Genomic DNA, 24021 nt, shown 5'->3' with positions numbered 1-24021 from the left:
ATTAATTAGATATAATTTAAAGTCTTTACAGATAATTATTTGATAAGTTGTTCTTATTTTGTCTCTTACGGATTATAAAAATTACGTGTCTTGACATTAGTTTTTGGGTATTTTACTTTTTGCTTTCGCAAGATCTTTGATTAGAATTTTCTATGGCTGTACGACCCCGGATCCAACTACTCGATACCGTGACTATCAATCAGATAGCCGCGGGAGAGGTGATTGAAAATGCTGTATCTGTTGTTAAAGAGTTGGTAGAGAACGCTTTAGACGCTGGAGCTGATGAGATAGAGGTAGAAACTCTAGGGGGAGGTCAGGGCCTTATTGTTGTTAAGGACAACGGCTGCGGGATGAGCTCTGACGAGGTGACCTTAGCTCTTAAGCGTCACGCTACCTCAAAGATCGAAGAGTTTTCCGATGTGTTTTCATTATCAAGTTTTGGCTTTCGCGGCGAAGCCCTCCCAGCAATAGCCTCTATTTCTAAGATGGAGATCCTTTCCTGTCCCAAAGGAGAAGAAGGGTCGAGAACCATCATCCACGGAGGAGAAGTTATTGCTGCAGAGGCAAAACCACGTCAGCTAGGAACAACCATTTCCGTAGATTCTTTATTTTATAACGTTCCTGTGCGTCGAGGGTTTCAAAAAAGCCCGCAAACAAATCGGATAGCGATGAGAAAGCTATTAGAAAATCGGATTTTATCCCTAGAGAGTGTGGGTTGGTCTTGGATAAGCGAAAGACAGCAGGAATTTCATATACTTAAGCATCAAGGCCTTGCTGAGCGTGTGGCGTTTGTGATGGGCGAGGGTTTCATGCAGGAGGCTTTGAGAGTCGATAGGGTAGAGGAACCTATACGTATTGTAGGTTTTCTAGGTTCGCCATGTTTTCATCGCCCCACACGTTTAGGACAGCGGATTTTCATCAATGACCGTCCTGTAGATTCCCCGCTGATATCCAAGCAAATCAGCGAGGCGTATACGATGCTCTTGCCTCCACAAAGGTATCCTGTTTTTGTTTTAAAACTCTATCTTCCTCCGCAGTGGTGTGATTTCAATGTGCATCCTCAAAAAACAGAAGTAAGAATTCTTAAAGAAGAATTTGTTAGAGAATTCCTTTCCGAATCTATAGGGGAGGTATTAGCCCGTTCTCAAGAATCTTCAAGTTATAAAAAAACATCCTTGACTTTGCCTACGCTGCGTTTTTTTGATGGGCAACTTCCCGAGATCTCTTTAGAACAACCTCGGGAGTCTATGAGCTTACCCGTAACACAATTAGCCACACCTTCCATACGATCTATTTCTTCCCTGGGTTGCCAGCAGGAGATCCCTGCTGTAGATACACAGACAGAAATAGTTTGGGGAGAATCTCAAGAGGTGCGTTTTTTAACTTCATTAGGAAAAATAGTTCTTGCAGAGGACTCTGAAGGAGTTCATGCTATTTTTACAGAAGCTGCGCGTAAACATTTGTTTTACTTATCTTTGATAGAAAACCAACAAGAACACTATAAGAGCCAGTCTTTTTTGGTTCCGTTATGTTTGGAAGTGACGCCTCAAGAGAGGGTTTTTCTTTTATCTCATATCGAAGAATTTAAACAGTTGGGAATAGAAATCTCTCAAATCGGCCCTTGTGTATTTGCTATTGAAAGTGCCCCGACGTTTATAGGTGAAGAAGAGTTGAAATCTTGGATACTCTCTTTAGCAGCAGAAAGTCATACAAAAGTTGATAAAAAGGCTATAGCTCTTTTGATCAAAGAGTCTTTAACTCAAACCATATTTGGTAAAACACTACGAACATTCGATATTTCTTGGCTATCTTTGCTCTGGCAGATAGGTAAGCCGGAAAAGGCGTTTGATGGGACGCTGATACGTCGATTAATTTTAGACGAAGATTTTATTAAGGAGTAAATTATGTTCCAAGATCGTATTGAAAGAGCTCAGGCGGCTCTCGTAGATTATGGTATTGACGGATTTATCGTAGAAAGAAGCGAGGATCTTGCGTATTTCTTAGGTGATAAAGTGACCTCAGGAACCCTTCTCATAGGGAAAAATGAAGTCGTATTTTTTGTCTATCGTATGGATAAAGATCTCTATGCTGACCTTCAAGGTCCTTCTCTTGTATTTTGTGATAGAAACATCGGAGAATTTCTCCTTCCTTACCTTGAGACAACAACATATCAAATTTTAGGTTTTGATAGTTTTCATACTTCATTTCATAGGTATCAAGAAAGAGAAAATGCCTCATGTTCTTGGATGCCCATTCATCTATTTACAGAAAAATTGCGCAGCATAAAGTCTGCGGATGAAATTGAGAAGATGAGCCAGGCGGCGGCCCTAGGTTCTGAAGGTTATGATTATGTGCTCTCTGTGCTGAAAGAGGGCATAACAGAGAAAGAAGTTGTACAACTTCTTCGTATATTTTGGGCTAAGGCCGGCGCTGAAGGTCCATCGTTTTCTCCTATTGTTGCTTTTGGTCATCATTCTGCCTTTCCTCATGCCATGCCTACGGATAGGGCCCTACGTAAAGGAGATATCGTACTTATTGATATAGGCGTTTTGTATCAGGGATATTGTTCAGATATGTCGCGCACAGTAGCGTGGGGGCGCCCTGATTCTCGTCTTGTAGAAAGTTATCCTGCCGTAGTAGAGGCACAGCAAGAAGCTATGAAATTATGCCGAGCGGGTGCTCTATGTCTAGATATTCACGAAGAGGCTGCTCGCATTCTTAGGAAATATGACCTCGAGGATTATTTTTGCCACGGTGTAGGCCATGGTGTGGGAAGGAATATCCACGAATATCCTGTACTATCTCCAAAATCCGGTACAACGACTTTAGAGACAGGAATGACCGTGACCGTTGAGCCTGGAGTGTATTTCCCAGGGATTGGCGGTATACGCATTGAAGATACGGTGTTGATAGATGGAAATAAAAATTTTAGTTTAACCAATCGACCTGTGTCTACAGAGTTAGTTTGCTTATAAAAGTATTCTCTCTTTGTTTAGTTGTTTTTTAATGTTAAATACAGATGCTTTTGTTTGTATAAATTGATTTTTTTTCTCTAATCGGTTATCTTTTAACTTTATTTTTAGTTTGCTTCTCATATGCACCAGCTTTTTTCAATCGGATACAGCCTGATGAGTATCGCTGCTTTGCTCTGGATGGTGTGTGGTGTTCCAGATCATTTGGAAAGCCTATATAATGTTTCTTTGAATTTTGATGGTGCAAAAGAGAAACAAGAGATGTTCCCTCAGGCTCAAAATGTCTCTAAAGGGATTTGGTTTTTAGATTTCCCGGAACTGAGGGAAAAGTTGCCAGATCTTAGACAAGAGCTGGTGTTTTTAGGCAGCAACAACCGCCCTGACGCGTGTGGCGGTAAGTTTTTTTTGGAATTAGCGACCTCTAAGGATACTTACGTTGCTAGCGCCAATGAAAAAGTTTACCTGCAGGTTGTTCCTTCTCCTGAAGGGGGGATATTTACTTTTAGTCCCGAAGGCAAGCCTACAGACTTATGGTTAGAGTGCCGTCCATTGAGCATGGATAACCGTATAGAAGTCAAAGTCCGTTTACTGGGTGTAAATAGAGAGGTGATTACCTCTCCTAAAGAAAGAGAGACCCTGTTGTTAAATGCTCCTGTTCGGGGGATGGAATCTTGGGAAATTGGTGGTGTTCGTGTGGATGCCAGTTTCCCTATGAAGCAAAAGATTCGTCGTATAGGCAGTGACAAGTTCCTTCTTATGCATGGGGGCTCAGACTACGCCGATAAAGCTGTTAAAGAACGCGTGGATTTTGTGTCTCTGGCTGATGAGAACTACAGTCGTTACCTTGCTGTTGGCGATATTTTACTTTGGGATGGAAATTGTTGGCAGACATGCGGGGAATTTCGCGGAAAGAGTTCCGAAGTGCCTCTTTTAGAGGTGAAGAAGATAGATGAGAAAGTCATGGTCATAGAAGTGTGGAATGTTGGGGGAACATCCCGGCAGTCTATGAGTTTAGTAAAAACTATGAGTTCTCCTATAGAGGTTGCCGAGATCATTAAGGAATTTGAATTTGTTGGGATGCGTTCTTGGTCCCGTCCCATCATACAGGCTGGTGGGCAGAGAATGATTCTTTCTCCTGATGATTGGGTGGTATACACAGGAAAATCTTGGGAAAAGATCACGCGAAAAGAACAGCTGGAAGATTATCTTTCAGGAAAGACTCAAGGGCCGTTGTTGGTTTTTGATAAATTAGAAAAGGACTCGAGGGAGTTTGTTTTGCGCGCTCATGTATTTAATGCGCAAAGGACTTTAGTCGAGGCGGTGACACTGCCATTAAAGCCAGGGTTTGACGTTGGGTATGCAGCTTCCAAAGAAGAGGCAATTCCAGGAAGACAGGCTCTTGTAGGCAGCGAGGGAACCAACCGTGGGGGATCATAAATGCGTTTTTGGCGTACTCCTTTAGTTTATTTCTTTGGATTGTCGGGTTTAGCTTGTTGCACTCCCGGTCTAGCTCTAACCGTTGCGGAAAAAGCCGCTTCTTTAGAAAAATCCAAAGACTCTATAGATATTTCCTCGGGTTTGGCTTCATTTAACGCAGAGATGAAGGAATATAACCTGCAGTTAAAAAGCCTTTATGAAGAAGCCGCCGCTTTACGTGCATCAGGTTGTGAAGATGAAGCTCGATGGCAAGGGCTTTTACATCAGCTAACGGACGTAAAAAATCAAATTCAGCGTATCGAAAATCTTTGGGCTGCGGAAATTCGTGAACGGGGAGAAAATCCCGACGATTATGCTTTGTGGCACCATCCTGAGGCTACAATCTATAATTTGGTGTCAGATTATGGTGAGGATAATGTGATTTATCTGGTGCCTCAAGATATCGGTTCGATCAAAGTTTCTTCACTATCAAAATTCACTGTTCCCAAAGAAGGTTTTGAAGAGTGCTTGATGCAGTTGCTCTCTCGTCTTGGCATTGGCATACGTCAGATAAGCCCGTGGATTAAAGAGCTCTATACAACGCGCAAAGAGGGGTGTGGCGTTGCTGGGGTTTTCTCTTCTAGGAAGGATTTAGATTTGCTCCCCCCCACGTCTTATATTGGTTATGTATTAAATTCTAAGAATATTGATGTACGTGCGGATCAGCATATTTTAAGAAAGTTTGCTAATCTTGATACCATGCACATTGATGCGTTTGGGGGGAAGTTGTGGGTTTTTGGCTCCGTCGGAGAAATTCACGAGCTGCTGAAAATCTACGACTTTATTCAAGAAGATAGTGTACGTCAGGAATATCGCGTTGTTCCTTTAACAAAGATAGAAGCTTCCGAAATGCTTTCTATACTTAAAGCGGCATTTCGAGAAGATATGACTAGAGAGGGGGATGAAGAAGGACTCGGTCTTAAAGTTGTTCCTCTACAACACCAAGGGCGTTCTCTATTTTTAAGTGGTACTGCAGCTTTAGTACATCAAGCTATAGATTTGATTAAGGATCTTGAAGAAGGCATAGAGAATCCTACAGATAAAACAGTCTTTTGGTATAGCGTTAAGCACTCTGATCCGCAAGAATTAGCCGTCTTATTATCACAAGTCCATGATGTGTTTTCTGGTAAGGAGGGCACCACCCCCCCATCTTCTGAAGCTATCCTTCGGGAAGCGGCTTCTACAATAAGTATCGATACCGCTTCAGTAGGTTCTGTAAAAGAGGGTTCTGTAAAATATGGAAATTTTATAGCAGATTCTAAAACAGGAACTTTGATCATGGTTGTAGAGAAAGAAGCTCTGCCCAGAATCAAGATGCTATTAAAAAAGCTGGACGTTCCTAAAAAAATGGTGCGTATAGAGGTTTTGCTATTTGAAAGAAAGCTTTCCAACCAACGTAAGGCCGGATTAAATCTTTTGCGCCTGGGAGAAGAAGTTTGTAAAAAAACCTCTTCTACGATCTCTTGGACAAGTTCAGGGATTTTAGAGTTTCTTTTTAAAGGGAATACAGGTTCTTCTGTAGTTCCTGGTTATGATCTGGCTTATCAGTTTCTCATGGCTCAAGAAGATGTGCGTATCAATGCTAGTCCTTCCGTAGTTACTATGAACCAAACGCCTGCAAGAATAGCGATTGTAGAAGAGATGTCGATCGCTGTTTCTGCGGATAAAGAAAAAGCCCAGTACAACCGTGCGCAATATGGTATTATGATCAAAATGCTTCCCGTAATCAATGTAGGGGATGAAGACGGGAAAAGCTATATTACTTTAGAGACAGACATTACTTTTGACACAACTGGGAAAAATGCTAACGAGCGCCCTGATGTTACTCGACGTAATATTACTAACAAGGTGCGTATTCCTGATGGAGAGACAGTAATTATCGGAGGCTTACGTTGTAAGCACGCTTCGGATTCTCAAGATGGCATTCCGTTTCTTGGGGAGATCCCCGGTGTAGGGAAGTTGTTTGGTATGAACTCTACAGCCGATAGTCAAACAGAAATGTTTGTATTTATCACACCGAAAATTTTAGATAATCCTATAGAAAAAAAAGAACGTCATGAAGAAGCGATTCTTTCTTCACGTCCTGGGGAAAATACGGAATTTCGCCAAGCATTGTTTGCTGGAGAAGAAGCTGCCAAGGCCGCTCATAAAAAATTAGAATTCATTTCTGCTATAGAGTTACCCGCGTCTCAAGTACAGGGGCTAGAGTACGATGGGCGGTAAGTCTTTACTTTCTCAAGAGCTTCTTAATGCTCTACCCTATAGCTTTCTAAAAAAACACTGTTTACTGCCCTTAGAAGAGCAGGAAAACGGCATAACGATGGCTTATGCACACTCGACTTCTCTTATGGCGAAAGATGAGGTGCAGCTGCTGATAAAGAAGCCTGTGCTTTTTATCCTTAGGGATGAAACAGATATCTTAAAAAATTTACAAAAGATCTATTCGAATTTAGAAGGGAAGGCTTCTGACATGCTGTTAAGCATGAAAGAAGGGGGACTCTCTCAAGCAAGTGAAGAGGAAGATCTTTTAGAAAATACAGATGCTGTTCCCGTCGTGCGTTTTTTAAATCTCATTTTAAAAGAGGCTATAGAAGAACGGACTTCGGATATTCATTTTGAACCTTTGGAAGATTCTTTACGCATACGCTATCGTATTGATGGAGTCTTGCATGACCGTCTTTCTCCACCTGCGCATCTACGTTCGGCTTTGATCACTAGGATTAAAGTTTTAGCGAAGATGGATATCGCAGAGCATCGTCTACCTCAAGATGGAAGAATAAAAATCCAAATAGGCGGCCAGGAAATTGACATGCGTGTGAGTACGGTTCCTGTGATCCACGGGGAGCGTGTTGTTCTGAGGATTTTAGATAAGCGTAATGTCATTCTAGATATCTCTGGGTTGCACATGCCTAAGAATATCGAAAAGTCTTTTAGGGAGGTCATAGCTGTTCCTGAGGGTATTCTCTTGGTGACAGGACCTACAGGAAGCGGAAAAACAACCACGTTGTATAGTGTGATACAGCATCTTTCCGGTCCTTTTGCCAACATTATGACAATAGAAGACCCCCCTGAATACAAGTTGGCAGGAATCGCTCAGATTGCTGTGAAACCTAAAATCGGTTTGTCTTTTGCCTGTGGTTTACGACATTTGCTTCGTCAGGATCCTGATGTTGTAATGGTGGGGGAGATTCGTGATCAGGAGACTGCAGAAATAGCGATACAGGCAGCACTCACAGGACACCTTGTTGTGAGTACATTGCATACTAACGACGCGATTTCTGCCATCCCCCGTCTTTTAGATATGGGAGTAGAACCCTATTTACTTTCGGCAACAATTATCGGTGTTGTAGCGCAAAGGTTGGTAAGGAAAATCTGTCCTAATTGTAAGGAGCATTGTGCAGCAAGTGTTCAGGAGCGAGCGTTTCTACACTCTATAGGCGTCGATGCCGATGTGCCGTTATATTATGGAAAGGGATGTGCTCAGTGTTTCCGTTCAGGATATAAGGGGCGTCAGGGAATTTACGAATTCTTCCATCCTGATGCAGCCTTGCGTTCGGAAATCGCTATGCATAAGCCCTATCATGTGTTGCGAGAATATGCTGAACAGAAAGGATTTCAACCTTTATTACAACATGGTGTCACTCTAGCTCTTTCAGGAGAGACGACTTTGTCGGAAGTGTTCCGTGTGACGAAACGGTATGACTAAGGAGGGGGATATGCCACGATATCGCTACACCTACCTTAATGCTAAAGAGCGGCGTAAACAAGATTGGATAGAAGCATTACATCTTCAGGAAGCGAGAGAAAAACTTGCCCAACAGGGTGTACAACTGTTGTCGATTCGCGAGGTGCCTCCCTGTCGTGTACGATTAAAAAATAGCGAGTTGATCATTTTCTCAAAACAAATGCTCCTTCTTCTCCGTTCGGGGTTGCCTTTATACGAAACGCTATCTTCACTGCGGGATCAATATCAAGGGCAGAGCATGTCCGGATTGCTGACAGTGTTTATGGAAAAGCTTCGTGGAGGAGGATCCTTGTCACAGGCAATGGCAACGTATCCAGGGATTTTTGACAATTTTTATCGCAGCGCTGTTCTCGCTGGAGAAAGTGTAGGCAACCTAGAGGGGTGTTTGCAAAACATCATCATAGTTTTAGAAGAACGTGAGCAAATGACCAAAAAGCTCACAGCAGCGCTTAGCTATCCGATAGTTTTGTTAGTATTTTCTCTAGCTGTGATTCTCTTTTTCCTTACGGGGGTGATTCCTTCGTTGAAAGAGACATTTGAAAATATGGAGCCCAACACACTGACTTCTATAGTCTTCGGTCTTAGCGATTTCGTGTGTAAATACAAGTATCTTATACTCGGCTTCTTGGGATTGGGAATGGTGAGCATCATAGCTACACGCCGTCAACCCTTCTGGAAAAAATGGTACGAGAATACTGTATTTTCTATTCCTGGAGTGAAGAATTTTTTTGTCAAATTGGGATTTACTCGGTTTTGCTCCGTAGTTTCGGCGATTCTGCGTGGTGGTGGAACTTTGATCGAGGGATTAGAGCTTGGCTGTGGAGCTGTTCCTTATGACGTACTACGTGAAGATATGCGACAAATGGTACACGCTGTCATCGAAGGGAGTTCGCTAAGCAAAGAGTTAGCAAAAAGACCCTGGGTGCCGAAATTGGCATTGGGGATGGTGGCTTTAGGAGAGGAATCCGGAGATCTTGCTGATGTTCTCGGCCATGTCGCTCATATTTATAATGAAGATATTCAAAAAACACTCACCTGGATAACCTCGTGGTGCCAGCCAGTGATTCTTGTGTTTCTGGGGGGAATTATAGGGATAATTATGTTGGCAATACTTATCCCATTAACAAGCAATATTCAAATTTTATAGACAAACAGGGCAGAAGTTATGAAAAAACAAAAACGTAAACAATCCATCACATTGATTGAAATGATGGTGGTGATCACATTGATCGGGATTGTTGGTGGAGCTTTAGCTTTTAATATGCGCGGAAGCATTCAAAAAGGCAAAGCTTTCCAATCAGAGCAAAACTGTGCCAAGGTGTACGACATCTTAATGATGGAATATGCCACAGGAGGAGCTTCTTTAAAAGAGATCGTCGACCGGAAAGAATCCGTTCTTGAAGGAGCGGCATGGTGTAAAGAAGGGAAAAAATTATTGAAAGACGCCTGGGGTGAAGACATCATTGTGAAGGTCAATGACCAGGGTGATGACTTGATAGTGTTTTCGCAACGAGCAACAGGAACAAATAAAAAGCATGGGTAAAGGTGGCTATGGCTCTACGTAAAAAGAAGGTAAAGCGGAGTTTTCTGCTTATCGAGGTATTGATGTCACTGTCCTTAGTTTGTCTAGTGCTTATGCCTTGCATTCGTTTTTACTGTGGGGTGCATAAATCTATTCAAGATGATGTGATCAATTTACAGTTGCCCGCGGTGATTGATTATTGTTTTTTTGCCGTTGAAGATACTATGCGCGAGCACATGCTGAATGGAAATTTTCCTACATCAGGTTCGGGTGAACTCTCCTGTGTTGTTTATACAAGCCAAGGGAAGGGGATACGGGTTCCCTATGTGTATTCTATAGACATTCGCAAAGGCATGCGTGTAGAGACCAACATGGTAAAAGCTTGTTTTGCCGATGTTGTCGTTGAGATTTTCCCTAATCAAAAATATACAACATCGGTGCAACGGAGTGTATGCGTAGTCGTGTAAACTTTTTTAAAAAACAGAAAAGGTCCTTCCTGCTTATGGAGGTGTTGGTCTCCATGACCTTATTCGCCGTACTATTCGGTATTTTAGGGTTTTGGCAAAGGCACATGTTTTGCTCTACGAAACGCGATGAGCAGGCATACAAAACCTTTTTACAGGAAAACTACGCGTATAAGCAACTGCGGACTATATTCCGCACTACATCGCAAATAGAAGAGATCCCGGGTGCGCTATGTTCTGTAGTTTTTGATCGTGGGGTCTACCGGGATCCTGATCTTGCCGGAGAAGTCGGAGGCTCTCTATACTATCATAAAGAGCAAGGAAGACTAGAACTGCAAATACGTAGTTTAAGAAATCACGGTAAGGTAGAAACCTCTTTACTTTTAGATAACGTCTCCCAAGTAGATATTGTTCCTCGGAGGAACACGAGTGATTCAGAGCTTCCTGAGAGGGTGCTCATGGTCATCCATCGCCATTGTCCTAAGAGTACTGAGCGCGTGTTGACATACCAATTTGCCCTGGGGAAATAACGATGCAGTCTTACATTTTCACCTTACTCTGCCTGGCTTCTTTAGTTTCTATGGTGTCTTTTGATGCTGTAAATGCAAGAAAACGCGCAGTTTATTCGCGGATGGTAGAAAATAGTGAAAATCTCTTTACGGCACAACGCTCCGCCTGCGCAGAGGTAGAATATCAGGAAAAATCTAAAAAAATCTCTGCTATGGAAAAGATTTCTCGAGATGCTGAAAATTCTTCTCCAAAAAAGACAGCCAAGGTAGCGACCACGAAAAAACGTAAATACCGCCTTCTAAAAGTTCCTTTTTCACGACCTCCGAACAACTCTAGGTTGAATTTATATGCTCTTATGCAAGAGTCTCCAGAGGATTACGCAGATTCCGTATCTTGGCATGCACTATTTATACGCTTGTTGAGACGTGTTTATGTGGATACAGGCTGCGTGCCTCCAGGTTCAGAGTACGCGGTTACGAAAGCTTTGCTAAATAAAAAAGAGGAGATTCTGCAAGGGGGGAAAAAATTTGGAGCCGATGTCATTGAAACTCTTACGTTGCCCTCACAAGAGGCAGAGATTCTTTATACTATGCTGCGAGGCACGAAAACTATCCAACCTCTGCTGAATTTTCTTCATTATGAAGAGAAACCTCAAGGGATGATAAAGTTAAACTTGATATTTGCTGATCCCTTACTCTTAGAAGCCGTTATAGATCACCCTAACGCGTATCGAGAGCTGGAAGCTCTCCGAGGGGGGATTTGGGAAAGTGTAAAACGGCAAGAACAATCCATTCAAGAGCATGGAGAAGCCGCTGCTTTAGAGCTCTTTAAAACACGAACGGATTTTCGTATGGAGTTGAGGGATAAGACGCAGATTCTTCTTTCGCAATACGATCTGCTCCCCTTGCTGAATAAAAAGATCTTTGATTTCACCTTAGGGAATGCCGGAGACTATCTCTATCTCATTGATCCAGAAACAGGAGCTGTTTCTCGATGTCGCTGCTCTCCAAAGAGTAATAAATTATAATTAAAAATTTCTTATTTATCTTTAAATATTTTTTTTGATAATTGTGTATTATAAGTATTTATAAATAAAAAAGATTTTTAAAGGTAAGGCTATGGCAGATGAGACACCAAAAGAAAACTCTTCTTCGAAAGAGTCGTCCTCTCAGTTTGAGTCTTTGAAGCGTAAGGTGAAGGATTTGCATGCCAATCCTAAAGTAGGAAGAATGAAGAGATTCTTTTCTCATCACGCTCGAGAAGCTGTCAGTGGAGCTCTAGTTCTATTTGGTATTATTACTGATTTTGTATCTTGGGTAGGTGGATTATTTGTCGCCTGCGGCGTGGTGCTAGGTTTTTATTCTGAAATTCGCGCGGTGTTGAAAAATCTTCAGAGTTATTATGCGAAGAATGGCCCTGCCAAGAATGCTCTTCTTTGTGGCTTGTTATTGTTCTTCTTTTTGAATGTTTTCCCTTTTACACTGTCGTTTTTAGTCTTGTGTTTGATTCTTGTTTTACTTGGGGACAATAAGAGCAATGATTCCTCTCAGAAACCTCTATAAGTTTATAGAGTCTTAGCGAAATAAGCTGCTGGAATTTCGTGGCTTTTTCGCTGCATATTTTCTCAATATAGATTTTTAGATGGTTCTCCCTAAAGGACTTTAGGATTAGATCCGAGAAGCATGATGGGTGTTTCTTTAAACCACGCTAATGTGAAGTAGTCGATTTGTTTGACTATGAACCACCAAGCAAGAGTGAGGAACAATAGACCCATGAAGGCTTTCAAGGCAGAAAGGAGATAAATCACCTGCACTTGCGGAGCCATTCTATTAATAATTCCTAAGAATAAGTCAGACATGAGCATAGCTACAGCTGCCGGAGCACTAAGCTGAATAGTCATAATCAGACAGAGCTGACACATTTTAATTAAGGTAATCCAGATAGGAGCATCTAGAGACATCATCTCCATGGGGAGAAATTTATGAATAGGAATGACTTCTAGAGATTGGAGTAAAATCGTTAAGACAATTCTATGACCACCCGATAACCAGAAAACTATAGTCACAAAATAGTGATAGAAGATCCCATGAGGCGAGGTTTGCTCAATAGAAATTAACGATGTTGCTCCTTCTAAACCTTGAATACCTTGTTGGTTAGTAATAAAGGATCCTGCAGATTGTGCAGCATAAAAAGGAAAAGAAAGAATAAAACCGATTAATGTACCGATACAGATCTCTTTTATAATGAGAATATAGAACACATCATCATCAAGATAATTGGCTACATGAGTGCTCATCAATACTTTAGGAAAGATGATGGCTACCCAGGAAAGCGCAATGCCAATTTTAATCGGTGCGGGGAATAATTTCCCCCCAAGGAAGGGAACTATAGCAAATATAGGAAGTAATCTAGATAAAAGCAGCAAGAAGACACTCCAAACATAAGCCGGAGGCTTTTGCAAAATGTAATTAAGGTATGTAGACTCAAAAACAGAAACAAGCTCTGGTAAAGAGATTGCCATAGCTGTTTATTTCCATTTATAAAAGTTTTGGAAGATTTGAGAAGCAAAACGGAAAATCATATTGCTTAGCCACCCCCCAGAAATCATCAAGGTGCCAAAAATCACGACTAACTTAATAGCAAACGCAAATGTTTGTTCTTGGATTTGTGTTGCTGCTTGGAAGATGGCAACCATGATACCCACAATAGAGGCCAGGATAATCGGAGGCGCAGAGATAATCAAAATCAGTAACAACGACTGATAGGAATACTCAAAGAGCATGGATTTAAAACTTGCGGCGAGTGCTATCACGGCATATCCCTATTTAAAGCTAATCATGAGACCTTGAAGTAATAACGTCCAACCATCCACCATCACAACAAGAAGTAATTTTAAAGGTAGCGAAATCGATAGTGGCGAAAGCATCATCATTTGCATAGCTACCAAAACATTGGCTGTGACTAAATCTATGACAAAGAACGGTAGGTAAATGAGGACGCCTATTTCAAAAGCATTTTTAATCTGCCCCATAATAAAAGCAGGAATGACAATCACAAAATCCGAAGCTGTCATATGTTCTCGGATCTCTGGGGGAAATGTTTTTTGAGAAATCTTATAAAAACTTTGGATCTGACTTTTTGGCGTATTGCGTATTAAGAATGACCGTAAGGGTTCTTTGGATTTGTTTAGTGCTACGAAAACCGTTTCTGCGCCTTCTGCTGAGAATAGGTCTCTAGGGATAGCATTGCCTTGAATTTCTTTCCTAGCGTCATTGTACATAGCCACGCCGGTAGGGAACATCACATAAATAGAAAGAATCAATGCGATCCCGTTAAGGACCTGGCTAGGTGGAGTTTGTTGTACGCCTAAAGCGTTTCTTAGCAGAACGAGAGTGATAATAATTTTCAAATATGATGTTAGCAGCATCATCAGGAAAGGGGACAATGCTAGGAAAATTAAGATGACTGCCTGAGTAGTCAGATCAGGATAGGTATCGGAAAAACTTCCTTCGGACAGGTGTTCTCGAGGAAGAACATCGTCAGCTGTGACTCTTTCTCGGAATGTAGGCTGGGGGTAAGTTTTTTTTACTTCAGGTTGTGGAGAAGCCACAGGCAACTCTGTAGGTTTAGAGGGCTGACAACGCGACGAACAAGAGGTATCGTATAATCCGTTATCTGCAAGACACCACGGTGCGCTCAAGATAAACATACACAGGAAAGTACGAAAAATGAAACGCATGATGTCAAATACCTTTATTCTTGCTTGTTCTGAGCTTCATCTACAGGATTTTGTTGTTTTAGTATAGTAGAGAACGCTTTTTCTAAAGCAGCTAATTGTACATCCAGCTGAGCATTTACTATACCTGCTTCTGTTTCTATGACACAACCTCCTTGTGTCACATCTGCTTTAGGAGCAATAATCAATGTATCAGCATACTCAACGATTTTTTTCAACTCAGGGCGGTTTTGCTCAACAATGGCAAGATCTTTGGGATTGACGTGGATGATGATCTTTTTATGTTGAGTGAGTTCTTTCAATGCTTTAGCAATAATAGAAACAATAGTTTCTGGATGGATTTCTAATTCTTTACCGAGAATCTTTTTCACACTAGCAATAGCTAAAGGAACAAGAGCTTCTTTAACTTTATTACGGAGACTATGAGTTTCTTTTTCTAAATAGGCAAGTTGAGAATTCCATTGTTCACAGCCTTCTTTAAAGCCTTGCTCTTTCGCATTTTTACGTAATACTTCACATTCTTCTTTTGTTGCATTAGTGTAAGATTCACTATCTTCTTTTGTTTTTTCTAAGAGTTCTTTAGCGTCAAGCAGAGCTGAAAAAGCCTCCGGAGCAAGGACTTTTTTATTCGGTACGACTTCGTCATGTTTAAAAATTAGACTAAAAAACTTCATTCATTTAACAGCGCATAAAACCCTAAGATTTTTTAATGTTTAGAGAGGAAACGCTGCTCCTTCTTTTCGTTATTTTCATTCCTTATTATTAACACTCAACTCATATGCAAGGAAAAAAGAGAAAGTCTCCCTGATTATTTGTTCATGCTCTGAGTTTTAGAGATCTTACTGTACTAAGATCTTCATGCATAATTCTAACTGGCTCTTAAAATAGTCTCTGTGGGGATGTTCATAGGATTTTCGTAGAGCTTGTTCAAAAATATATCCCCGACCGATATCTAATCTACGTAGAAAATACCAAAGGAAAGAGGCATCTTCTTTTGCCAAGGCTATAGCAAGAAATTGAAGTCCTTGTTTGTGAATAAAATTGTGGAAATCATGATCGTTATCCCAAGAGACAAGAAATTCTGTAGTTTCCAGATGTTTCATAGGGTGCGATTGGCAATAAGACAAGAAGAGTTGTTCTGTAGGAGAAAGGATCTTATGCACGCGATCGATAATGACTTTATCAACAATGTTGCGTAGTTCTTTGGCTATGGCGAATAATCCTAAGCAGTTAATCAACGTCATCTTTGTCGTTCCGGAATAGTATAGCATAGCATTGAACGGCGAAGCAGGAAGAAATATCTCTTCGATAATCCCCGGAGGACGGATTTTTTTGCTCAACATATCGAGTAGGTAGAACGCACCAAAATTTGAGCAGCGTTGCTTAGCAATAGACACTCCTGGAAGCAAGGGAAGCAATTCTTGAACTAAAGAATCAGGTAGCCAAGAGAGTAATTGGCGTTGTATAACTTCTGGAAAATCTTTAATGGCCACACTAATCCATGAAGGATGAATTGTTGCCAACCAACACATAGTGAAGGATAAAGAACTTAGAGGAATATCCTCATGATGCGTAGGTGAGATTAAGAGATCCTCTGGCAAAAAATTTGCAAGATCGTCTTCTTTGGAATACTTCATTAAGATATTCAACGTTCCAAAAGTGTTGGCGGTCACTAGACACCCTCATTTTCTTCGTTTCCTTCTGTTGCCTCTGGTGCATTGTCTTTAGGATCTTCTGTACCCTCTGGATTAGGTTGAGCTTGTCCTTCTTTTTTCTCTCCGGCACCTTCTTCGGGTTTCTTAGTCTCTAGGGCAACTTTAGAATAGGGAGCTGGGTCGAAAAAGCCTTTGGCTCCACCTAAGGAAAGAATCAATGTATGCGTTTTCCAAATTACCCAAAGCAATCCACAAGAGATAATGAATAGGGTAAGTATTAAGAAGTAAAAGATTAAACGGAATTTACCTAACGAAGATTTTGCTAGGATGATACCCCATACGGAGACATAGTCAATTTCATCGGTCAATCCCCAAGGGCCATTAATAGTGATATCACTATAGGAGGCTCGGTCACTAATGACAGAAACGTTTTCTGTAGACAATCCTGGGACAGCACTGGCTACCAAGCGTTTAATTTTAGAGACCATGATGCTATTGGGGTTATCTAAAACTCCACGATGCTTAATGTATACTGAGGCAGTTAAAGGAAGATTATCCTCAGCTTCTGTGGTGAAAGAAATTTGTACGCTAGCGTCAACGATCCCGTCCATTTTTCTAATGGTAGAAGCCATTTGCTCAGAAAGACCTTCTTGATACCGGATCTTTTCTTGCATTTCTGATGGGACAAGACCTTGTTTGGCGAATAGATCTAAGAGGCTAGTGCCTTTCATTCTAGGAAGACCAGCCTGATTTAAAATGGCTAATGCTTCTGTAATTTGCGCTGCAGGAACAGAAATATCCCATAGTTGTTCTGCAGAGGCACCTCCTGTAGAAGCAGCAGCTTGTGGTTGCTTTTGAGCGGCGACACCTTTGCTAACAAGAAGAACGACAATCTCATTAGCTTCTCTTCCTGCAAGCCCATGAACGATGAGCGATCTGCTGTTACAACTTGTACAGCAAAATAAGGTCATTATAAAGAATAAGCAACAAGAAATAGAACTACGAAACATAACCCACGCATACCTTTTTACTCACCATAACAAAAGGGGGGATTAGTGCCAATCGTGAACATTAAACATGAAATATGTTTTTGATTTCTATTAACATGAGAGCGCAAAAGTTCTTTAATATGCAGTTATAGTCGTACAAATTTAGATCTAAAAAAGCCTCGTTAACACACAGGTGCTTTTAAAAAAGTGACAGCGAAAATGCACAGGAGTTCTACGTTTTTGCCATTTTAGATTGTTTATTTTCCATATCTTGTAAAACAATATCTGCGTTGAAGCTGGATCTTACGAAAGGCCCTGCATAAACAAAGAGGCCTAAGGATTCTCCTACTCTCCGGTAGTAATCAAAAGTCTCAGGAGTAACGTAGCTCTTTACAGGTATGTGCAATCGTGAAGGACGTAAATACTGTCCTATTGTGACAATACGTACACCATGATCTGCAAGATCTTTGAGTGTTTGTTTTACCTCGCTTTCTTGTTCTCCTAACCCCACCATGATGCCGGATTTGATTTTAAGATCGGGGAGGTATAACGCGGCTTGCTCCAACATAAATAAAGAACGCCGGTATGTGGCTTTATGTCGAACTACAGGGGTGAGACGTTCAACTGTTTCCACGTTGTGATTATAAATGGTTAATCCTGAATCTAGCAGGGTATGCAAGGCATCGACATTTCCTTGAAAGTCGGAAGCAAGCATTTCTACAGTAGATTCGGGGAGCTCTTTGTGAAGAGTATCGATAATACGTACCAAACAACTCGCCCCTCCATCTTCTAAGTCGTCGCGAGCGACCATAGTTAATACGATATGCTTAAGCTGAAGGATCTTTGCGGATTCTGCTATTTTTCTTGGTTCATCAGGATCTGGAGGTAGGGGTTTTTTTGTGAAATCAATGTTACAAAATCCACAACGTCGAGAGCAGGCATCTCCTAAAGCTAAGTATGTTGCTGTCTTTCTTGACCAACAGCGCGTACGATTAGGGCAGAGCGCTTCCTCACATACTGTAGCCATGCCAGTACGTTTTATAGTTTTGTCGGTAAAGTCAAAGACTGAGCCTTTGGGTAAAGCTTGCCTTAGCCAGTGAGGGAGACGTTCTGAAAAACGTTTCCCTTGTTTGGGTTTTTGTATGTCATTAGGAGTGTCATTCATAGTTTTGGAGGAGGTAAATGAAGAGGGTGATTTGTTGCTAATAACGCACTCTCAGCCCAAACCTCAGCAAGTGTTGGATGAGCGTGTATAGTTTCATAGATACAAGGTAATGTAAGTTCATTACGTACAGCTAGAGTCATTTCTGCAATTAATGATGCTGCGTGTGGACCGACAACATAGGCTCCTAGAATTTGTTGTGTAGTCTCGTGGCTGATGATCGCTGCAAAACCGTCAGCTTCTGCCATAGCGACAGCTTTCCCAATAGCGTTAAAAGGAAACTTTGTGAGTTTCACAGGGATACCTTGTTGTTGTGCAGCTTCCAAAGAAAGACCCACCATAGCAACTTCGGGGAGGGTGAAAATGACTGCAGGCACTGCAGAATAATCCATAATTTCATTGTGGCTGGCAGCATTTTTCCCTGCGACAATCCCCTGATGAGAGGCAACATGAGCGAGTAACCATTTCCCTGTGATATCTCCAATAGCGAAAATATTCGCGACATTGGTTCTCATCGTCTCATCTACAGGGATAATCCCACGGTTATCGCGAATGACTCCTGCGTTGTCTAAACCTATATCCGTAGTATTGAATTGACGTCCGATCGCGACAAGAACATAGTCATATTCTTCTGTTTGTTCGTTTACAGTGATTCTTACACGATCTCCAAGATCTTCCAGTGCATGAATCGAAGCTTTCGTGATGATGCGGATTCCTTGTCGTGAGAATTTGTCCAACATGGTTTTGGAAATATCCGCGTTATTTACCGAAAGGATCTGCTCAGCGACTTCTATGATCGTAATTTCTACTCCTAAAGTATGAAATAGGGAGGCAAATTCACAACCGATGACACCACCGCCGATAATGGCGAGTTTTTTAGGCAGCTCAGTAAGATTTAAAATGCCGGTAGAACATAGAATGCGAGATGAAAATGGCACACCGGGGAAAGGGCGGGATTCTGAGCCTGTAGCTATGATAATATACTGACTTTTAGTGACTGAAGTATCTTGACCCTTGACTCTGACCTCTGTAGAGGAGATGAGCGATCCTCGACCATGCAATACAGTGATTTTATTACTGCGTATCAGACCTTCTAATCCTTGGCGTATTCCATTGATGACCGTATTTTTTCTTTGAACCATGGCGGGATAGTCTATGGAATAGCCATCAATATGTATGCCAAATTGGTTTGCATGTTTAATTTGGGAAACAATTCCTGCACCTACTAATAGGGCTTTAGATGGAATACAGCCGCGATTTAAACATGTTCCGCCGGCTTGTTGTTCTTCAATAAGTGCTGTCTTCAGTCCTTGTTGCGCAGCGGTAATTGCTGCAACGTAACCACCAGGTCCAGCACCAATAACAACACAGTCAAAATCTGTACTCATATTTTGTCCCCAATTCTCGTAAGTATCGAAATTTAAAAGTCCTTAAGAAGATGTTTTTTAAGACGCTAGGTCTTAGTATGATTTTATGAGGAGCTTTGTGCTTATTCTAGATCTAAAGATTAATTTTCAGCATTGATTTTTTCCCAATAGAAATTATAATTTAAGTTATGTACTGTAATTATCTGTAATGCGTACAAATTGACATAGAAGAAACTTTCTGTTTCTTTGTATTAAACCCTAAGCTGGGGAAGGTAGGTTGCCATGCCATTTGCTAAAGAAGCAGAGATGCAGCGCACGTGTTGGAAGTGTGAAGGTAGCGTATCCATGCATATGCCCCAGTGTCCTTATTGCAGCGCATTCCTTCAAGATCCTCCGATAGCTTCACGAGGATTTTCTTCGTGTCATATTTCTTTCCCAGAAGGCTCTGCAAAGGGAGAAACTGAAGATCTTTTTGCCGTTTCTTCAGAAGATTGGGAAGCTGTTCTTAGTGATCAAAACACTTTTCAAAAACCTACCGAACAATCTGAATCAGATTGGAGTTGGTTACAACATTGGCCACTTGTTGCGCTATTTTTAGGAGCAGGGCTTCTTGCCTTTGCTATGATTATCCTATTATTTGCTACCGATGCTGGATTGACTTTGACGTGGCCCAAAAATCGTGCCTATGTGTATGGACTTTTAGGAGCCGTATTTACTTATCGGGGCTACTTAAAGCTTTCTCAGTAAATGTTTGCCATTTTCCCTGAGTTCTAGAATAGAGATACCTCATCTTCTTCTGACGTGTTGCTTAGAGTTTCATCTACTCCCCCACGTTCGTCTTTGTATGATAGAATGGTGATGAGGTCTTCCCGATTTAACATGTGGAGAATGTTCGAATCTTGCGTAGAAATCACCTTGTCTAATAGACGAATTTTCTTTTCAATCAGGTAGTGGATACGTTCTTCTAACGTATCCTCAGTCATGAGCTTATAAATAAATACAGTGTTTTTTTGTCCTATCCTATGGACACGATCCAAAGCTTGATTTTCTTTGGCAGGGTTCCACCAACGGTCGTACATAATCACGACATTTCCAGCCGTGAGGTTAATTCCTGTTCCTGCTGCGAGTAACGAACCTACAAATACTCGACACTCTGGGTCTGTAGTAAAGTATTCTATTTCTTCTTTTCTATTTAAGGATTTCCCTTGAATAGAGGCGTATTTTACCCCGATCTCTTCAAGATATAACATGATAATGCGAATCATGTGGATGTATTGTGAAAAGACAACAACTTTATAGCCTGATGATAATGAATCGTGGAGAAGACGGACAAAAGCTTCCCATTTCCCTGATTCATGTTCTCTGTATTTATCAGGATTTTTAAAGAAAATCGCAGGGTGGTTACAAATTTGTTTTAAGTGATTCAACAATGCAAACACGTGGAGGTAGTTGACTGTTTGTTCTTCTGGAGATTCCAGTTGTTGAATTTGCGCTTTTTCTCGTTTCAAGGTAGACAGATACAACTTCTTCTGTTCTGGAGACAAAGTGCAAGGAATAATCGACTCTACTTTTTCAGGAAGTTCAGGAAGAACCAGTTTTTTCGTTCTTCTTAAGATGAAAGGCCGAGTTAATTTTAATAACAAATCTTGAGAAGGGATAATTTCATCATCGACTTCAGCAGTATGCTTTTTTGTGAAGAGCTTTTTAAATAAAGCATCTGATGGGAGGTAGTTGGGCAGGATGATGTCTAAGAGACCTTTAAACTCTAGAAGGTTATTTTCTATAGGGGTGCCTGTTAAGCCCAATTTCATTTGGGAGTCCAACCGACAAAGAATCTTGTGAATTTGGCTACTTTTGTTTTTCGCCATATGAATTTCATCGAATACCGTTACGGTGAATGAAAGCTTGTAAAACTTAGTGTAGTTTTGTCTTAGAGTGCCATATGAGGTAATAATCACATCAGCAGGAGGCAGGTGTTCAGGCTTATTCGGACCATGAAAAGAAAAAATACTGACTGTAGGCAAATGCGTGGCTAATGTGTGTTCCCAGTGAGGAAGAACGCTTGTGGGACAAACAACAAGAAACTTAGGACGTTCTGTAGGTTCTGCAGATTGGAAAACAATATCTAATAGGGCTGTAGCTTGGTGTGTTTTCCCTAAGCCCATCTCATCACAAAGTAGACCAGATAGACGGTGGTTGTACAAGAACCATAACCATAATAAGCCACTGTTTTGGTACGGGCGCAGCTTATGATCAGTAGAGAACAGACTTTGTGGAATCGGAGGAAGACATGCCGCTTTAAGTTGCGAGAAGAAAGCGAGATCAGATTCACTGGCTTGAATTTTCTCATGGGTAGATAACGGAGCTAAAGCATCCAATTTAAAAATATCAGTCACTGTCGCTATTAGCGTGTTTTCAGGGATTAGACACTTCTGAGAAGAAATGAACTGTTTTAAAAATTGGAATAGGCAGTGTTGGAAATTTAAGAAACCTGCTTTAGTAAAAGCAAAAGCTCTTTTATTTTTTAGGGCTTGTAGTGCCGTACCTAAAGGTATAGAACCGATGTTCGTTTTGAGTTCTAGCTGTAAATGCAAAGGAGAGGATGGGTGCGGACGTGTTATGGATCGTATAACAAGCTCAAAAGTTTCAGGTAGACACAGCTGAGGATCTACAAAGACAAGCTTATCGTTTTGGAAATTCTGATGAATAAAATCAGGGACCTGTTCCGGAGGAATTTTCTTAGGTAGGGAACATAAGGACTGTAAAGGAGTTGGGAGTAAGTTAAATCCGAGATTTTCGCGATACAGGAAAACACCAAATAATCGACAATTTTCTTCTTCGAGTCCTTGAAATACTGGCTTTAAATATAACCCTGACCCCTTAGTTTCTTTATGTACTTCAAAAAAGAGATTTTTTAATGGTGGTGTAGGAGCAAAGAAGTTAGGAATCGTTCTTAATACCACCTCATGCTTCATAATGAAGCTAGGAATTTGGTCGGCTTCTACGATTAAACCATCTTGAATTTCTAGATCAGCTTTTCTTTGTAAGAAGAAACCTTGCCCCGAGTAATATGTCCAAGGACCATAATGAATGTCGATAGCGGCAGGATCACCTGTATTGTAATGGAATAACAGGACGCCTTGTTGTGTAATGTTGTAGGTGAGTTGCCCTTCAGGAACTTGGTTGGTAAATACTTCGAATCCTGGTTCTCGAATTAATGAGCCCTCGTGATTTAAAAACTCTTCAACTTGATCTGCTTTAATAATAAATGAGATTTGTGGAGAGAGTAATCCCTCTATTGTGAATAGCCCTCTCTCGGGTACATAGCAAAAATCTGGGTAGATTAATTCCCCATTTTCTAAATCCCCTGGGGTATCTAAATATGCTGAAAAAGATAAAGAAGAATCCCTTAAGAAATGGATAGAGTAGCGGATAGGTCGTTCCTCAGCGTCATAATGTAGTAGAGAGAGGATCTGTTTTTTCAATGTTGCGGGAAGCAGGGAAAGGACATAAATAGAAACGGAAGTTTCTTGTGATGGCAAAATAACGAGTTGAGATCCTGCGACATAGCCGACGGAACCCAGTGGTGTTATAGTCTGAGTTGTATTGTCTTGTTGTGCAGGGTGAATTGTGAAATATATTTTAGACTCTTCAGGAGCTACACGGACTTTGGTGACAGAAAAGTCTCGATAGTTTCCAGGGAGAGATGTTTGTGCAAAATTGATCTTAGGAAATAGGTATTCTAAAGTCGTGAAATCTAGAATCTCTCCTTTTAGAGAGAGCCCTTCCCATTGTAAAGAAAATTGCGTAGGGAATCCTTGATTATTTTCAATGAGATCTAACTGTGCTCCAGCTTCAGCGAAGAAAAAGAAGCATTTGGCTATACGATATAGCGCGGATTGTGGGAAGGTTTTCTCACTAGGGATTTTAGGCTCTGTAGATTGATGGACGATAGGCAACCATTTTGTAAAAGCTTCGGGAGACAGTGCGGAAATCTCTAACGTGACATGAGAAGACGCTATGGAATAGTGTCGATCACCATCAGCGTGTAACCGCGCTTCTTCTATGAAGAACTTAAAGAATAGCGCATACCAGAAAGATAAGTGAAATTTATGGTGTAGGGGTAACCATCCGTGTGCGTCATAAGCAGAGAAGAATGCCGTCATCAAATGAACACAACAGTCCCCATCAGGGCAACTGCATGAGGCAAAGGTCAGATTGTCAATGTTACTGAATTTTAACGTACTGACCCAATCTCCATCGGGAGAATCTTCATCAGGAATTCGGATAGTGTAACAATCTCCAGAAAAATCTAAAGCAATGTCGTGGCGATTCGTTGCGAGGTAATCCATCGCTGTTTGACGAAAGCCAGCTAAAGCGTTTAAAACCATAACTTTATGCTAGTTAGCAAATACAAGCGTTA

The 24021-nt window shown here is 41.2% G+C and carries 21 protein-coding genes; 12 read left to right on the top strand and 9 right to left on the bottom strand.

The genetic code is table 11. The annotated features are described in order from the left end of the window. Positions 1-152: 152 nt before the first annotated feature. From mutL to CHAB577_RS04780, 11 genes are all read left to right on the top strand, one after another. Positions 153-1901, top strand: coding sequence for a DNA mismatch repair endonuclease MutL (gene mutL / locus CHAB577_RS04830; protein WP_011097425.1), 1749 nt, complete (start codon positions 153-155; stop codon positions 1899-1901). Between the two features lie 3 nt (positions 1902-1904). Next, entirely contained in the window at positions 1905-2975 is a 1071-nt protein-coding gene (locus CHAB577_RS04825) for a M24 family metallopeptidase (RefSeq protein WP_011097424.1), read from the top strand. A 120-nt stretch (positions 2976-3095) separates the two neighbouring features. Further along, positions 3096-4409, top strand: a complete 1314-nt coding sequence (locus CHAB577_RS04820) for a hypothetical protein (protein WP_006344518.1) — start codon at positions 3096-3098, stop codon at positions 4407-4409. Continuing rightward, on the top strand, positions 4410-6671 hold the full coding sequence (locus CHAB577_RS04815; protein WP_011097423.1) for a secretin N-terminal domain-containing protein: 2262 nt from the start codon (positions 4410-4412) through the stop codon (positions 6669-6671). Then, entirely contained in the window at positions 6661-8154 is a 1494-nt protein-coding gene (locus CHAB577_RS04810) for a GspE/PulE family protein (protein WP_011097422.1), read from the top strand. The genes CHAB577_RS04815 and CHAB577_RS04810 overlap by 11 nt, the downstream gene beginning before the upstream one ends. Positions 8155-8164: 10 nt before the next feature. Then, positions 8165-9340, top strand: coding sequence for a type II secretion system F family protein (locus tag CHAB577_RS04805; RefSeq protein ID WP_086393202.1), 1176 nt, complete (start codon positions 8165-8167; stop codon positions 9338-9340). 18 nt (positions 9341-9358) lie between these two features. Then, positions 9359-9736 carry a type II secretion system protein gene (locus CHAB577_RS04800; RefSeq protein ID WP_006344514.1) on the top strand — a complete coding sequence of 126 codons (378 nt, stop codon included), beginning with the start codon at positions 9359-9361 and terminating at the stop codon, positions 9734-9736. Positions 9737-9744: 8 nt separating this feature from the next. After that, complete coding sequence (locus tag CHAB577_RS04795; RefSeq protein WP_041461353.1) at positions 9745-10182, top strand: hypothetical protein; 438 nt, start codon at positions 9745-9747, stop codon at positions 10180-10182. Between the two features lie 35 nt (positions 10183-10217). After that, positions 10218-10709: a DUF1494 domain-containing protein gene (locus tag CHAB577_RS04790; RefSeq protein WP_149305463.1), complete on the top strand. Its 492-nt coding sequence runs from the start codon at positions 10218-10220 to the stop codon at positions 10707-10709. 2 nt (positions 10710-10711) lie between these two features. After that, positions 10712-11716: a hypothetical protein gene (locus tag CHAB577_RS04785; RefSeq protein ID WP_011097419.1), complete on the top strand. Its 1005-nt coding sequence runs from the start codon at positions 10712-10714 to the stop codon at positions 11714-11716. Between the two features lie 91 nt (positions 11717-11807). After that, positions 11808-12251, top strand: coding sequence for a hypothetical protein (locus CHAB577_RS04780; protein WP_011097418.1), 444 nt, complete (start codon positions 11808-11810; stop codon positions 12249-12251). An 89-nt stretch (positions 12252-12340) separates the two neighbouring features. Here the strand turns inward: CHAB577_RS04780 and CHAB577_RS04775 are convergent, their stop codons facing one another. The 8 genes from CHAB577_RS04775 to lpdA form a co-directional block, all read right to left on the bottom strand. After that, the gene (locus tag CHAB577_RS04775; RefSeq protein ID WP_045071983.1) at positions 12341-13210 is read right to left on the bottom strand and encodes an EscT/YscT/HrcT family type III secretion system export apparatus protein; all 870 of its coding nucleotides are present in this window, start codon (positions 13208-13210) and stop codon (positions 12341-12343) included. A 6-nt stretch (positions 13211-13216) separates the two neighbouring features. After that, on the bottom strand, positions 13217-13501 hold the full coding sequence (sctS, locus tag CHAB577_RS04770; RefSeq protein WP_006343598.1) for a type III secretion system export apparatus subunit SctS: 285 nt from the start codon (positions 13499-13501) through the stop codon (positions 13217-13219). A gap of 9 nt (positions 13502-13510) precedes the next feature. Beyond that, on the bottom strand, positions 13511-14428 hold the full coding sequence (gene sctR, locus CHAB577_RS04765) for a type III secretion system export apparatus subunit SctR (RefSeq protein WP_006344508.1): 918 nt from the start codon (positions 14426-14428) through the stop codon (positions 13511-13513). A gap of 14 nt (positions 14429-14442) precedes the next feature. Then, positions 14443-15099, bottom strand: coding sequence for an HrpE/YscL family type III secretion apparatus protein (locus CHAB577_RS04760; protein ID WP_011097416.1), 657 nt, complete (start codon positions 15097-15099; stop codon positions 14443-14445). A 165-nt stretch (positions 15100-15264) separates the two neighbouring features. Next, positions 15265-16098: a hypothetical protein gene (locus CHAB577_RS04755; protein ID WP_011097415.1), complete on the bottom strand. Its 834-nt coding sequence runs from the start codon at positions 16096-16098 to the stop codon at positions 15265-15267. Beyond that, positions 16098-17090 (bottom strand): type III secretion system inner membrane ring lipoprotein SctJ, encoded by a 993-nt coding sequence (gene sctJ, locus CHAB577_RS04750; protein ID WP_011097414.1) that lies wholly within the window; start codon positions 17088-17090, stop codon positions 16098-16100. The genes CHAB577_RS04755 and sctJ overlap by 1 nt, the downstream gene beginning before the upstream one ends. Positions 17091-17301: 211 nt before the next feature. Then, on the bottom strand, positions 17302-18234 hold the full coding sequence (lipA, locus tag CHAB577_RS04745) for a lipoyl synthase (protein WP_011097413.1): 933 nt from the start codon (positions 18232-18234) through the stop codon (positions 17302-17304). Continuing rightward, on the bottom strand, positions 18231-19619 hold the full coding sequence (lpdA, locus tag CHAB577_RS04740) for a dihydrolipoyl dehydrogenase (protein WP_086393203.1): 1389 nt from the start codon (positions 19617-19619) through the stop codon (positions 18231-18233). Before lpdA ends, lipA begins: the two co-directional genes overlap by 4 nt. Positions 19620-19880: 261 nt before the next feature. Between lpdA and CHAB577_RS04735 the strand changes: the two genes are divergently transcribed. Beyond that, the gene (locus CHAB577_RS04735; protein WP_011097411.1) at positions 19881-20345 is read left to right on the top strand and encodes a phage holin family protein; all 465 of its coding nucleotides are present in this window, start codon (positions 19881-19883) and stop codon (positions 20343-20345) included. 23 nt (positions 20346-20368) lie between these two features. Here CHAB577_RS04735 and CHAB577_RS04730 read toward each other — a convergent pair whose 3' ends face one another. Next, positions 20369-23989 carry a DEAD/DEAH box helicase gene (locus CHAB577_RS04730; RefSeq protein ID WP_086393204.1) on the bottom strand — a complete coding sequence of 1207 codons (3621 nt, stop codon included), beginning with the start codon at positions 23987-23989 and terminating at the stop codon, positions 20369-20371. Positions 23990-24021 lie beyond the last annotated feature (32 nt).

Origin of the sequence: Chlamydia abortus (assembly GCF_002895085.1) — a bacterium.
GTDB lineage: Bacteria > Chlamydiota > Chlamydiia > Chlamydiales > Chlamydiaceae > Chlamydia > Chlamydia abortus.
The sequence above is the reverse complement of the archived record's forward strand: the minus strand, read 5'-3'. Positions and strand labels throughout refer to the sequence as shown.

Coding starts and splice junctions, on each gene's coding strand:
- CHAB577_RS04800 (WP_006344514.1), top strand. CDS start 9,359: ATGAAAAAACAAAAACGTAAACAATCCATCACATTGATTGAAATGATG.
- sctJ (WP_011097414.1), bottom strand. CDS start 17,090: ATGTTTCGTAGTTCTATTTCTTGTTGCTTATTCTTTATAATGACCTTA.
- lpdA (WP_086393203.1), bottom strand. CDS start 19,619: ATGAGTACAGATTTTGACTGTGTTGTTATTGGTGCTGGACCTGGTGGT.
- CHAB577_RS04785 (WP_011097419.1), top strand. CDS start 10,712: ATGCAGTCTTACATTTTCACCTTACTCTGCCTGGCTTCTTTAGTTTCT.
- CHAB577_RS04795 (WP_041461353.1), top strand. CDS start 9,745: ATGGCTCTACGTAAAAAGAAGGTAAAGCGGAGTTTTCTGCTTATCGAG.
- CHAB577_RS04815 (WP_011097423.1), top strand. CDS start 4,410: ATGCGTTTTTGGCGTACTCCTTTAGTTTATTTCTTTGGATTGTCGGGT.
- CHAB577_RS04775 (WP_045071983.1), bottom strand. CDS start 13,210: ATGGCAATCTCTTTACCAGAGCTTGTTTCTGTTTTTGAGTCTACATAC.
- CHAB577_RS04825 (WP_011097424.1), top strand. CDS start 1,905: ATGTTCCAAGATCGTATTGAAAGAGCTCAGGCGGCTCTCGTAGATTAT.
- sctR (WP_006344508.1), bottom strand. CDS start 14,428: ATGCGTTTCATTTTTCGTACTTTCCTGTGTATGTTTATCTTGAGCGCA.
- lipA (WP_011097413.1), bottom strand. CDS start 18,234: ATGAATGACACTCCTAATGACATACAAAAACCCAAACAAGGGAAACGT.
- CHAB577_RS04805 (WP_086393202.1), top strand. CDS start 8,165: ATGCCACGATATCGCTACACCTACCTTAATGCTAAAGAGCGGCGTAAA.
- CHAB577_RS04780 (WP_011097418.1), top strand. CDS start 11,808: ATGGCAGATGAGACACCAAAAGAAAACTCTTCTTCGAAAGAGTCGTCC.
- CHAB577_RS04735 (WP_011097411.1), top strand. CDS start 19,881: ATGCCATTTGCTAAAGAAGCAGAGATGCAGCGCACGTGTTGGAAGTGT.
- CHAB577_RS04790 (WP_149305463.1), top strand. CDS start 10,218: ATGGAGGTGTTGGTCTCCATGACCTTATTCGCCGTACTATTCGGTATT.
- mutL (WP_011097425.1), top strand. CDS start 153: ATGGCTGTACGACCCCGGATCCAACTACTCGATACCGTGACTATCAAT.
- CHAB577_RS04810 (WP_011097422.1), top strand. CDS start 6,661: ATGGGCGGTAAGTCTTTACTTTCTCAAGAGCTTCTTAATGCTCTACCC.
- CHAB577_RS04760 (WP_011097416.1), bottom strand. CDS start 15,099: ATGAAGTTTTTTAGTCTAATTTTTAAACATGACGAAGTCGTACCGAAT.
- CHAB577_RS04730 (WP_086393204.1), bottom strand. CDS start 23,989: ATGGTTTTAAACGCTTTAGCTGGCTTTCGTCAAACAGCGATGGATTAC.
- CHAB577_RS04820 (WP_006344518.1), top strand. CDS start 3,096: ATGCACCAGCTTTTTTCAATCGGATACAGCCTGATGAGTATCGCTGCT.